A 12,301-nucleotide genomic window follows, 5' to 3' on the forward strand; every position below is an offset into this window, starting at 1 on the left:
TTAATTTATGCAAACTTTAAAAGAAAATCATGTTTATCAAACTGAGTTAATTATTAAAAAATCAAGATTTATTACCATTGCTAAAAAAGTGAGTTCTAAAGAAGAATTAAATGATTTTTTAGATCGGTATTCTCAAAAAGAAGCTCGCCATAATTGCTACGCCTATAAGATTGGGATTGATCCTCAAACCGGTGGCTATAGTGATGATGGAGAACCAAAAAATACAGCAGGAATGCCATTGTTTAAATTAATTGAAAATAAAGATTTAACCAATGTAGTTGTACTTGTAATTCGTTATTTTGGAGGAATTAAGCTTGGTGCTGGTGGATTAATTAGAGCTTATACCAAAGCTGGGACTATGGTTCTAGATGAAGCTTCGTTCCACCAAATAGAAGAAATGTGAGAGATTAAAATTTCTTTTGATATCAATGATATTAAAAGTGTAGATTTATTTTGTTTAAAACATGATTTAGAAGTTATAGATAAAGAGTTTTTAGAACAAGTTAGCTACACCCTTTTAACTGATGATAAAGACATTTCTTTTGACAATTTAAATATCGAAGTTATTTCAAGAAAGAAAAAATACCTATAAAGGGTTTTCTACTATATTATTGATTAGTAGACGCTCTTTTTTGCGTTTTTCCTATACCATTCTAAGAGATAGCAAAGATGTTAAAATATAGAATAAGATAAGAGGAAAAACATATGGATAAGAATAATAAAGAAACTATTATGATTATCGACGGATACCTTCTGCTTCATAAAGGATATTATGGTTCTTTAAAAAGGAAAAAAATAGCAACAAACCGTGATGGTGTAAAAATTAATGCTATATATACTTTCGTTTCAAAACTGAATCAAATCATTGATTCAAATAAATATAGAACAATTATAGTGACATTCGATGTTGATAGAGGGTGCGAATGACGCCGAGAATTATACCCAGATTACAAAGCTAAGAGAAAAGAAACACCAGATGATTTGATACCACAAATGCAAATCATTCGTGACTTTTTAACAGCTGCTCAGATTCCTTGATATGAAAAGAAAAACTGAGAGGGAGACGATGTCATGGGGACTATAGCAAGTATGGCTACAAAAGCCGGCTATAAAGTCCACATTTTATCAAACGATAAAGATTGTTATCAACTAGTCGACGAAAACGTTAATGTTGTTGTTAAAGCATCAAGAAACGACGCTACAGAATTAATAGATGAGCAAGCCGTATTGAAAAAAATGGGCTGTACTCCAAAACAAGTAATAGATATGAAAAGTTTAATGGGAGATAGTTCTGACAACATTAAAGGTGTTAGATATCTTCATTATCAAACTGCCACTTCTTTAATTAAAGAATATGGATCAGTTGAAGGAATTTTTGAAAATCTAGATGAACTAAAGGGAAAAGCAAAAGGCCTATACAAACGTATGAAAGATGCTAAGGATCAAATATTAACTAATAAAAAAATTGTAACAATTTGTAGAGACTTAGATTTGGGAGAAGAAGTTAACTTCTCTCCCCTACGCGTAAATTGACGCGGTTACAACAGATTCTTAAAAGAAAACAAGATGTGAGCTTATGTTCCTTATGTGGACAATAAAATTTCAAAGCTCCCAAGAAAGAAAAAAATGGAAGACATTAAATTAAACAACAGTACTGTTGATACTAGCGAAGAAGCTAAAGACTATTATGATAACGAAAGAATCGCCAAATCAAATAGAGATAAAGAAGAAAAGAAATTTTCACGTAATGGTGGAAAAAGAAATTTCTCACGTGATGACGATTTCAAAAAAGGTAATAAAAAACCATACAACAAGAAAAATGGAAACTTCAACAAAAGAAGTTTTGTAGAACCAACTGGAGAAGGAAATTCTTTCTCAAGAGATAGAGATAATTCTGATCGTAAACCATACAACAGAGATGGTGGAAACAGAAACTTTAACCGTGATAACAATTCTGGTGAAAGAAGACCATACAACCGTGATAACAACGGACAAGGACGTTCATTCAACCGTGATAACAACAGTGGAGAAAGAAGACCTTACAATCGCGAAAACAATGGTGATAGAAAGCCATATAACCGTGATGGTGGAAACAGAAACTTCTCAGACAGAAAACCATATAACAGAGATAACAATCAAGAAGGTAGAACTTTTAACCGTGATAACAATGGTGGAGAAAGAAGACCTTACAACAGAGATAATTCTGATCGTAAACCATACAACAGAGATGGTGGAAACAGAAACTTTAACCGTGATAACAATTCAGGTGAAAGAAGACCATATAACCGTGATAACAACGGACAAGGACGTTCATTCAACCGTGATAACAATGGTGGAGAAAGAAGACCTTACAACAATAATCGTGGGGACCGTAAACCATACAACCGTGATGGTGGAAACAGAAATTTCCAAAGAAACGATAATGGTTATAAACCAAGAACAAATAATTCAAACTTTGATCGTAACCAAAAACCTGGATACGACAAACCAAAATTTGAAAAAACTGATTCAGAAGATTAATTATAAGCACAAAAAAATTAGCTCACTTAGAGCTAATTTTTTTTACCTATATTTTATTCAACTAATTAATTTTAGCTGGTGTAGCGATTTTTGAACCGTTTTCATCAACTAAATAAAGTCTTTCAGTAATAATTTTACATTCATCAGGATTTACTTTTAAAATCCCACGGTGAACGTGTACATAAGTCACATCATTACCAACTCTAAAGCTCATTGTTCCAATTTTTAAAGCAGAAACAACAGGAACCATACCTTTTAAAATTCCCATGTCTCCATCAATTGTTTGAACATTGACAATGTCAACTTCTTTATCATTGATAAAAGTGCCGTTAGGAGTAACTACTTTTAATTTAATACCCATTATTTTCGTTCCCCCTATTTTTTATTACTTTTTTTTGATTGTTCGTTATATCTTTCTTTAACTTCGTCGATATCTCCAGCATACATAAACATTGATTCTGGAATTTCATCAACTTTACCATCTAGAATTTCTCTAAATGATCTTACAGTATCAGCAGCTTTAACATATTTCCCTGGACGACCAGTGAATTTTTCCCCAACGAAGAATGCTTGTGACATGAAGTTACGCATTTTACGTGCACGGCTAACTACTAATTTATCTTCTTCAGATAATTCATCTAATCCTAAGATGTTGATGATTGATTGTAATTCTTTATATTTTTGTAAAGTTGTTTGAACATCAAGTGCTGTTTGGTAGTGTTCGTCTCCAACAACATCAGGATCTAACATACGTGATGAAGATTCTAATGGGTCAATCGCAGGATAGATTCCTAAAGAAGCGATTGAACGGTCAAGAACAATTTTCCCATCAAGGTGGGCGAATGTTGTTGCTGGTGCCGGGTCAGTTAAGTCGTCGGCAGGAACATAAACAGCTTGAACAGAGGTAATTGAACCTTTGTTTGTTGAAGTAATACGTTCTTGTAATGCACCCATTTCAGTTGAAAGTGTTGGTTGGTAACCAACAGCTGATGGCATACGTCCAAGTAACGCAGAAACTTCTGATCCAGCTTGTGTGAATCTGAAGATGTTATCGATGAATAAAAGTACGTCCATGTTTTTCTTATCACGGAAATATTCAGCGATTGTTAAACCAGTTAAGGCAACACGGAAACGTGCTCCTGGTGGTTCATTCATTTGTCCGAATACTAATGAAGTTTTATCTAAAACTCCAGCTTCGATCATTTCGTGGTATAAATCGTTACCTTCACGAGTACGTTCACCAACTCCAGCGAATACTGATACCCCACTGTGAGCGTTGGCGATGTTGTTAATTAATTCTTGGATAAGAACTGTTTTACCAACTCCGGCTCCTCCGAATAATCCAACTTTTCCCCCACGTGCAAATGGAACCATTAAGTCAATAACTTTGATTCCAGTTTCAAGAATTTCTGCACTAGTTACAAGTTCATCATAAGCAGGTGCTTCACGGTGGATTGACATTCTTTCACCTGTTGGTTCAGGTTTTAAGTCGATTGCTTCTCCAAGAACGTTAAACATTCTTCCTAAACATTGTTCTCCAACAGGAGTAGTGATTGGTGAACCAGTGTTTAACACTTTTTGTCCACGCACTAATCCATCAGTAGCTCCCATTGCAATGGTTCTACATACATCATCTCCGATGTGTTGTTCAACTTCTAAAGTTAAAGTTTTATCTCCATTTTGAACTTGTAATGCATCAAGTAAGTCAGGCATATCAGATTCATCGAATTTAACATCGACAACAGGACCTGTAACTTGAACTACTTTACCAAATGATTGTTTCTTACTATCAGAAGGTTTTTTAGCATTTTTTGCTTTGCTTTCCATTTTAATTACCTCCTTTTTTATTTTTGTTGTAGAGCATTAGCTCCGGCTACAATTTCTGAAAGTTCTTGTGTAATTGAAGCTTGACGTTCACGGTTATATTTCAATTGTAAAGTTTCAGTTAATTCTTTCCCGTTTTTTGTAGCTGCATCCATTGCAGTACGGCGAGAAGCTTGTTCTGAAACTTGTGATTCAATAATTGTTCCATAAAGTACAGTATTCAAATATAAAGTCACAGTTTTTTCTAAAATTGTTTCAGCATCAGGTTCGAATTCAACAGTCATGTTGTTTTTGTCGCCTTCAGCTTTTTGATTTTGATCATCGTTTTTAATAATTGGGAATAAACGTAATGTTGTTGGTTCAAAAGTTACATTGTTAATGAATTTTGTATAAGCTAATTGAATTTCATCAAATTCACCAGTTGTATAATAATCCATTAATTCTTTTCCGATTGTTGAAGCTTCTTGTGAAGAAAAGTCGATATCAATAGAAGTGTTTTCTTTTAAGATATTTACTTTTCTTGCTGTATAAAAAGCTACAGCTTTAGAACCTAATGCATAAATTGCATCATTTGGTTTTAATTGCCCCATTACTAAACGATTGATATTTGCGTTATATCCACCACATAATCCTAAGTTTGAATTAACAACAACCCATAGGGTTTTTTTAATCCCTGAAGTGTCATCTTTAAGAAATGGTGAATTATCTGTTTGACGAATAATGTCATTGAAAACGCTGTAAACTTCTGAAACATATTCTTGGGTTTCAGTAATTTTTTTACCAGCTTTTCTCAATTTTGCAGATGCTACTAATTGCATGGCATCAGTAATACTAGTGATGTCACCAACAGAACTGATTTCGGTTTTTAAACCACTTAAGTTTGCCATTTTTTATTATTTACCTAATTTGTTGTATTCATCTTGAGGTCCATAATTAGTAGCTTTGTAGTCTGGAATTTCATTTGTCATTTGTTTTACAACTTGACCAATGTAACGTTTTGCATCTTCCATTGAATCATCATCAAATGCTGTAGCTTTTTTGACTTTGTCATAAACTTTTTTAGCATCCTTGTTTTTGTGGAAGAAGTTAATAATGTTGAATTTTAAATCTTGCATTTTATCTTGTGGCAATCATTTAATTAAACGTTCTTTGATTGCTAAAAGAACAAAGGCTTCATCAATTTGATCCATTGGGTTGTATTGTTTTTGTTTTAACATTTCCATGATTTTTGAACCATTGCTCAAGATTTGAGCAGTTTCATCATCTAAATCAGAACCAAATTTTGCAAATGATTGTAATTCAAAGTATTGTGCTAAATCTAATTTCAATGTTCCTGAAACTTGTTTAACAGCTTTTAGTTGAGCAGTTGACCCAACACGTGAAACTGATAGTCCAGTATCAACAGCAGGACGAATCCCTGAGTTGAATAAGTCTGATTGTAAGAAAATTTGTCCATCAGTAATTGAAATAACGTTAGTTGGAATGTATGCTGAAATATCTCCGGCTTGTGTTTCAATGATTGGTAAAGCAGTAATTGAACCACCACCATAAGCTTCAGTAACACGAGCGGCACGTTCTAATAAACGTGAGTGTAAGTAGAATACATCTCCAGGATAAGCTTCACGTCCGGGTGGTCTACGTAGTAATAATGACATTTCACGATAAGCAACGGCGTGTTTTGATAAATCATCATAAACGATTAACACGTCTTCTCCTTCGCTCATTCATTTTTCTCCGATAGTAACACCAGTATATGGAGCTAAGTATTGCATTGGAGCTGATTCAGATGCCCCAGCATTAACAACAACAGTGTAATCCATTGCACCAAATTTACGTAATTTTTCAACGATTTGAGCAATTGTTGAATCTTTTTGTCCAATAGCAACGTAAATACATTTTACGTTTTTACCTTTTTGGTTAATAATTGCATCTACTGCAATTGCAGTTTTCCCTGTTTGACGGTCACCAATGATTAACTCACGTTGTCCTTTACCAATCGGGATAATTGAATCGATTGATAAGATTCCTGTAGCCATAGGTTGATCAACAGATTTACGAGCCATAACTCCAGTTGCAATTTTTTCAACTGGGCTATATTCTTTGGCGTTTAAATCTCCGGCACCATCAATAGGTTGACCGATAGCATTAACAACACGTCCGATTAGTTCGTCACCAACTGGTGCTTCAACAACACGACCTGTACGTTTAACTTTGTCCCCTTCTTTGATTAAGTCACCATCACCTAAGATAACAGCTCCAACTAAACCTTCTTCAAGGTTAAGAACCATTCCATAAATGTCATTTGGGAAAAGTAATAATTCACCCATTAGGGCATTATCTAAACCATAAATAAGAGATACTCCATCCCCAATGGTAATAACTGTACCTTCTTCGGTTTCAACAACGTCTTTACCATAGCGTTTGATTTGATCTTCAATTACAGCAGAGATTTCTTTAATATTAAATGCCATGTATTAGTCCACCTCTTTTTCTGTTTTTTTATTTTGATTTTCTAAAATTTGGTAGCGAATGTGGTCAAGTTTACCTTTAACAGAACCGTCAAAGATACGTCCTTCAACAACGATTTCTACCCCACCAATCAATGATTGGTCAATTTTATTAACAAGCTTAATATTTTTGTTAAGTTTTTTACCGATTTTTTCTTCGAATTGTTTTACTTGAGCATCTGAAATAGGTTCAGTTGATCAAATTACTCCATATTCATTACCGGCTTTTAAGCTAAGAATACGACGAGTCTTTTTAAAGACATCTCTTGCGTATTCAAATTCTGATGCTGCAGCTAGTAACTTCATAGCGTTAACTATGTAAGGGTTAAAACCAGCTTTTGTGAAAACATCATCAATGATTTTATCTTTATCAATATCAATTGAATTTGTATCAATTTTGATTGATAGTAAATCAACTAAGTTTTGATTGTTTTTTAATAAATCAATCAAAACTCCAGTTTGTTCAATAAATTCATTTTCTTTTTTATTTTCAACAGCAATGTTTGCTAAAGCGATTCCTCAATTGTCTGATACTTTAGAATCCAATAAAGCCATTAGATAAGACCTTTAGTTGAATCTAATTCTTTTAAGTAATCTTCAACCAATTTTTTGTTTTTATCAGTTGAAACATTTTCTTGAAGAATTTCTTGAGCAGCTTGGAAAGCAACATCAATAATTGCTTGTTTAATGTTAGCTTCCGCTTCTGATTGCGCTTTGGCAATTGAGTTTTTAGCTTGTGTTTGAATGTTACTTGCTTCAGCGCTAGCTTCGTCAAGTATTTTTATTTTTTGTGCGTCAGCGTCAGCACGTGCATTTTTAAGAATAGTTGATGATTGAGTTTTTGCGTTAGTTAATAAAACACTAGCAGCTTTTTTATCTTTATTTGCTTGTGTTTGTTTTTCTACAGCATCATCTAATAATTCATTAATTTTTGCTCTACGGTTATCAATAGAGTTTCTAAATGGTTTATAAACTCACTTAGCAAGTAAAACAACGATAACAATAGTTGCCAACACGTGAGCTATGAAGTTCGGTAAGTTCGGGAATAAATCCGGAAGAATCTCTGGAACTCCAGCAGTCATTAATAGTGGCATGTTTTACCTTCTTTCTTTGATACTTTGTTTTTAATTATTTCTTTAATATTGTTTGAAATTGTATTAGGCAACAAAGATTAAAAGAATAGCGATAACTAGAGAATAAACAGCTCCAGATTCAGCAATTCCGGCTCCAATAATCATAACTGATTGAATTTTTGAAGCCATTTCTGGGTTTCTTCCGATAGCCATACATGCTCCTTGAGCAGCTACCCCTTGACCAATTCCGGCTCCGAATGTACCGATTCCGGCAATCCCAGCTCCTAAGAATTTATATCCATCTGCTGCTGTTGTTTCAGCCATTAAGTTAGGCATAACAGTTGCAAAAGCACTGAATAAGTTCATGTATACGTTTGTCATTAAATCTGCGAATAACATATAATTATCTCCTTTGATTTGTTTTTATATTTAAAAGTTAAGACTATAAAGCAACTTGTACTGCTTTGTCTTTTTTGTGTCCGATCTTGTGTCCCAATTTATGTTTTTTAGTTGAGTCTCTTTCAAGAGCTTCAGCTTTGTCATCTTCTTTGTCTTCTCCCATTGCTTCTTGTCAATATGAGAATGTTAACATTGCAAATACTAATGCTTGAATTCCTCCATCGAATAAATCGAAGTACATGTGAATTCAAGGCGCAAATAAAGTAGTGAAGATATTGAATCCTGCTCAGAAGTAAATGTATTGATAGTTTCAGGTTTGATCGTATAGAACCTTATCACCATTTGCATTTTCAACTTCGTTGTAGATTCTTCCAACAACGTTTCCTGAACCGTCAAATCCAGCTTGAATGTTGATGAATAATGCGTAAAGTAATCCTAAGATTACAGCTCCACCAAGCATATTACCAAATAGACGGAAAGAAAGTGAAATTAGGGGTGAAAATTGGGTAAGAATTTCAATCGGGTTCACGTATCGTTTGAAGTAACCTCATTTTTGATACTTGAATCCAAAATAGTAGATTGAAAAGAATGTTACAAGTGCCATACTTAAAGCTACTGTATATGTTGTTGCTAGTGATTCTATCCCTAAAAGAGATAAGATACATGAAACAAAGATATACATGGTAATGTACATTGCGTAAGGTGTTAATTTTCGGTATTTTTTACCCATAGAACTAACAACTAAGTTTTCACAAAAGGTTATATACATTTCCATCAAAACTAAGAATCCACTCATTTGTCCACCGTTTTTATCGTGGTTACGAATTTTAACATTGTATAGAAGACAAATTAAACTGATAATCAAGGCTGTGAAAATAATAGACATAAACTGTGGCGTTCAAACGTTATAGTTATTCTTTATAGTATCACCAAGACTACCCATTAGATTAGGTTGCAACATTGTTTCCCCCTTCCTTTTTTTGATTTTTTTTAAACATATTTGTAGTTCTATTATCCTTAATCACAGCTTCAAAACCTTGGATTAATGGGATTAATATGATCGGGCTAAATCCAATTAAAACACCATAGATATTAAAGATATCATTAGGAATAAAAACAGAAAATATGAATGGAATAAAATATAGGCCAATTCTTAAGATAAATAAGAAAATGAAATAATAGTAATTTTCAGTTTTTACCAACGCTTTGTATGAAAACATAACGCCGAAAAGAGCAATTGTTGTACATATTGCAGCAATCGCATAACCTGTTATTCACTCTCAACTAATCACTTTGCAAGCTACTAAAATAGCTAACAAAACTAACGTAAACGTAATTAACAAAACTAATGAGATATAAAATCATTTGTTTTCTTGATTTCATCTATGTTTAGGTTTTTTGGTTAGTTGCTTCATTCCCTTACTTACCTCAATTTTTAAATATAATTATCCACTCCTTCTATTTTAGTACGAATCGAGACATATTTCTTGAAAAAGTCGAACAAAAACCGCGGATTTATGGCCGCGGTTTTTATATTTTTTATAAACAAATATACTTACTTTTATTTAGTTCCAAAAATCCTGTCACCAGCATCTCCTAAACCAGGAACAATATAGCCATCATCATTTAATTTTTCATCTAAACTAGCAGCATAGATATCAATATCTGGATGATCTTTTTGTAATCTTGCTACACCTTCTGGTGCTGCTACTAAACAAATAAATTTAATTGTTTTAGCTCCTCATTCTTTTGCAATATCAATTGCTTTAGAAGCACTACCACCAGTTGCTAACATTGGGTCAACTACTAAAACATATGATGAAGCGATATCTGCTGTTGGTTTTGCAAAGTATTGCACTGGTTCAAGAGTTTCTTCATCACGATATAAACCAATGTGAGCAACTTTTGCAGTTGGAATTAATTGTTGAATTCCAGCAGTCATTCCCAATCCAGCTCTAATGATTGGTACAAGAACAACTGATTGATCGACAGTATATCCAGTTGTTTTAGTAACTGGGGTTTCAATTTCTCCTGGAGTTAATGGTAAGTCACGAAAAACTTCATAAACCATTAAACCTCCAATTTCATTTAGATTTTCTCTAAAGTCTTTTGAAGAAGTATCTTTTCTTCTCATTCTTGTTAATTTATCCACAATTAAGGGATGTTTAATTTCTGTAAAAGCCATTTTTATATCTACCTTTCTTAAAAAAATAGGATGTGTCTTTATAGACTCATCCGTATTTATAAATTAATAACTTAATCCTTCGTATAGAGGGAATTTATCACATAGTTCTTTAACTTCGGCCTTAATTCTTGCTAAGTTTTCATCACTATGATCTTTTAAAGCGCTAGAAATCATGTTTCCAACTTGTTTGAATTCAGTTTCTTTGAAACCTCTTGTAGTCATAGCTGGAGTTCCAATCCTTACACCAGATGTGTTGTATGGAGTTTCAGTATCAAATGGAAGTAACTCTTTATTAGTTACAATTCCAACTGATTCTAAAATCGCTTCAGCTTCTCTTCCAGTAATTCCAAAGCTTTCTTTAACTTCAAAGTTAATTAAATGATTATCAGTTCCGTTGGTTAAAACTTTAACTCCATTATCCATTAAAGTTTGTGCTAAAACTTTTGCATTGATAACAACTTGTTCAATGTATTGTTTGTACTCTAAAGTATCAGCTTCACATAAAGCTTGAGTTTTTCCAGCGATTAAGTTTTCTAAAGGTCCACCTTGTGTTCCTGGGAAAACTGCAGAGTCAATTTTTTTAGCATATTGAGCTTTACATAAAATCATTCCCCCACGTGAACCACGTAGAGTTTTATGAGTTGTAGTTGTCACAACATCAGCATAAGGAACTGGTGATTCATGAACACCTGCTGCAACTAATCCAGCAATGTGAGCCATATCAACCATTAATTTAGCATCAACTTTATCAGCGATTTCTTTAAAACGTTTAAAGTCAATTTTACGAGAATAAGCACTAGCTCCAGCAACAATTAGTTTTGGTTGAAATTCAATTGCTAGTCTTTCAACTTCATCATAATCAATTAAATCAGTATCTTTATCAACACCATAAAAAGCAAAGTTATAAGTTTTACCAGAGAAGTTAACACTTGACCCATGAGTTAAGTGTCCACCAGCATTTAATCCCATTGATAAAATTTTATCTCCTGGATTAACTAAAACTTTATAAGCAGCTTCATTTGCTTGAGAACCTGAATGTGGTTGAAGGTTTGCGTGATCTGCACCAAAGATTTTTTTAGCTAAATCAATTCCTAATTGCTCAACAACATCAATATATTCGCATCCACCATAATATCTTCTACCAGGATATCCTTCAGCATATTTATTGGTGAAAACTGAACCATTACATTCCATTACAGCTTCAGATACAAAGTTTTCAGAAGCAATTAATTCGATGTGTGAGCGTTGGCGATTTAATTCACCATTCATAGCATCGGTAATTCTTTTATCCATTTTTTTATCCATTGTATTCATCAATAGTATTAACTCTTTCTGTATGTCTTCCACCTTCAAATGGAGTTTCTAAAAATGCATCAACTAATTTAATTGCTTTATCAACAGCAATTAATCTAGCTCCGGTTGCTAAAACATTACAGTTGTTGTGTTGGCGAATTAATTGGGCAGTTTCAAGTTCATAAACTAATCCAGCTCTAATTCCTTTAACTTTGTTTGCTGCAATTGAAATTCCAATTCCAGTTCCACAAATTACAATTCCTAAAGAATCTTTGTCTTTAGCAACAGCTTCTCCTAAAGCAATTCCTTCTTCAGAATAGCTGCATGACTTACCATCTTCATTTCCCATGTCAATGACTTCATAACCTTTATCAACTAAGTGATTAACGATCGCTTTTTTCATTTCAACAGCAGTATGGTCATTTGAAATATAAATTTTTTGTGCCATAAAAATTCTCTCCTTTTATTCTTCCTTGTTTGAAAAACAAGGTCTTAAATTA

General features: G+C 33.3%; 14 protein-coding genes. 2 read left to right on the plus strand and 12 right to left on the minus strand.

Annotated features, from left to right (window positions below):
- Positions 1–7 precede the first annotated feature (7 nt).
- The gene (locus tag CP520_RS02810) at positions 8–592 is read left to right on the plus strand and encodes an IMPACT family protein (protein WP_096862934.1); all 585 of its coding nucleotides are present in this window, start codon (positions 8–10) and stop codon (positions 590–592) included.
- Between the two features lie 113 nt (positions 593–705).
- Entirely contained in the window at positions 706–2,520 is a 1,815-nt protein-coding gene (locus tag CP520_RS02815; RefSeq protein ID WP_096862935.1) for a 5'-3' exonuclease, read from the plus strand.
- A 61-nt stretch (positions 2,521–2,581) separates the two neighbouring features.
- Here CP520_RS02815 and CP520_RS02820 read toward each other — a convergent pair whose 3' ends face one another.
- The 12 genes from CP520_RS02820 to rpiB form a co-directional block, all read right to left on the minus strand.
- Positions 2,582–2,881: a FoF1 ATP synthase subunit delta/epsilon gene (locus tag CP520_RS02820; protein WP_096862936.1), complete on the minus strand. Its 300-nt coding sequence runs from the start codon at positions 2,879–2,881 to the stop codon at positions 2,582–2,584.
- A gap of 14 nt (positions 2,882–2,895) precedes the next feature.
- Positions 2,896–4,347 (minus strand): F0F1 ATP synthase subunit beta, encoded by a 1,452-nt coding sequence (atpD, locus tag CP520_RS02825; RefSeq protein ID WP_096862937.1) that lies wholly within the window; start codon positions 4,345–4,347, stop codon positions 2,896–2,898.
- Positions 4,348–4,364: 17 nt separating this feature from the next.
- Positions 4,365–5,231, minus strand: a complete 867-nt coding sequence (gene atpG, locus CP520_RS02830) for an ATP synthase F1 subunit gamma (RefSeq protein WP_096862938.1) — start codon at positions 5,229–5,231, stop codon at positions 4,365–4,367.
- Positions 5,232–5,237: 6 nt separating this feature from the next.
- Complete coding sequence (atpA, locus tag CP520_RS02835) at positions 5,238–6,815, minus strand: F0F1 ATP synthase subunit alpha (RefSeq protein ID WP_096862939.1); 1,578 nt, start codon at positions 6,813–6,815, stop codon at positions 5,238–5,240.
- A gap of 3 nt (positions 6,816–6,818) precedes the next feature.
- Positions 6,819–7,406, minus strand: coding sequence for a F0F1 ATP synthase subunit delta (locus CP520_RS02840; RefSeq protein ID WP_096862940.1), 588 nt, complete (start codon positions 7,404–7,406; stop codon positions 6,819–6,821).
- Positions 7,406–7,945: a F0F1 ATP synthase subunit B gene (gene atpF / locus CP520_RS02845; RefSeq protein ID WP_096862941.1), complete on the minus strand. Its 540-nt coding sequence runs from the start codon at positions 7,943–7,945 to the stop codon at positions 7,406–7,408. Before atpF ends, CP520_RS02840 begins: the two co-directional genes overlap by 1 nt.
- A 63-nt stretch (positions 7,946–8,008) precedes the next feature.
- On the minus strand, positions 8,009–8,260 hold the full coding sequence (locus CP520_RS02850) for an ATP synthase subunit c family protein (protein WP_373423240.1): 252 nt from the start codon (positions 8,258–8,260) through the stop codon (positions 8,009–8,011).
- A gap of 106 nt (positions 8,261–8,366) precedes the next feature.
- Positions 8,367–9,284 carry a F0F1 ATP synthase subunit A gene (locus CP520_RS02855; RefSeq protein WP_245832602.1) on the minus strand — a complete coding sequence of 306 codons (918 nt, stop codon included), beginning with the start codon at positions 9,282–9,284 and terminating at the stop codon, positions 8,367–8,369.
- A complete protein-coding gene (locus CP520_RS02860; protein ID WP_096862943.1) occupies positions 9,271–9,738 on the minus strand; it encodes an MG406 family protein in 468 nt (155 codons plus the stop codon). Before CP520_RS02860 ends, CP520_RS02855 begins: the two co-directional genes overlap by 14 nt.
- Positions 9,739–9,884: 146 nt before the next feature.
- A complete protein-coding gene (gene upp, locus CP520_RS02865; RefSeq protein WP_096862944.1) occupies positions 9,885–10,508 on the minus strand; it encodes a uracil phosphoribosyltransferase in 624 nt (207 codons plus the stop codon).
- A gap of 63 nt (positions 10,509–10,571) precedes the next feature.
- Positions 10,572–11,813: a serine hydroxymethyltransferase gene (locus CP520_RS02870; protein ID WP_096863134.1), complete on the minus strand. Its 1,242-nt coding sequence runs from the start codon at positions 11,811–11,813 to the stop codon at positions 10,572–10,574.
- Positions 11,806–12,249 carry a ribose 5-phosphate isomerase B gene (gene rpiB / locus CP520_RS02875; RefSeq protein ID WP_096862945.1) on the minus strand — a complete coding sequence of 148 codons (444 nt, stop codon included), beginning with the start codon at positions 12,247–12,249 and terminating at the stop codon, positions 11,806–11,808. The genes CP520_RS02870 and rpiB overlap by 8 nt, the downstream gene beginning before the upstream one ends.
- Positions 12,250–12,301: the final 52 nt, after the last annotated feature.

The sequence above is a fragment of the Mesoplasma lactucae ATCC 49193 genome (assembly GCF_002441935.1).
Taxonomy (GTDB): Bacteria; Bacillota_I; Bacilli_A; order Mycoplasmatales; family Mycoplasmataceae; genus Edwardiiplasma; species Edwardiiplasma lactucae.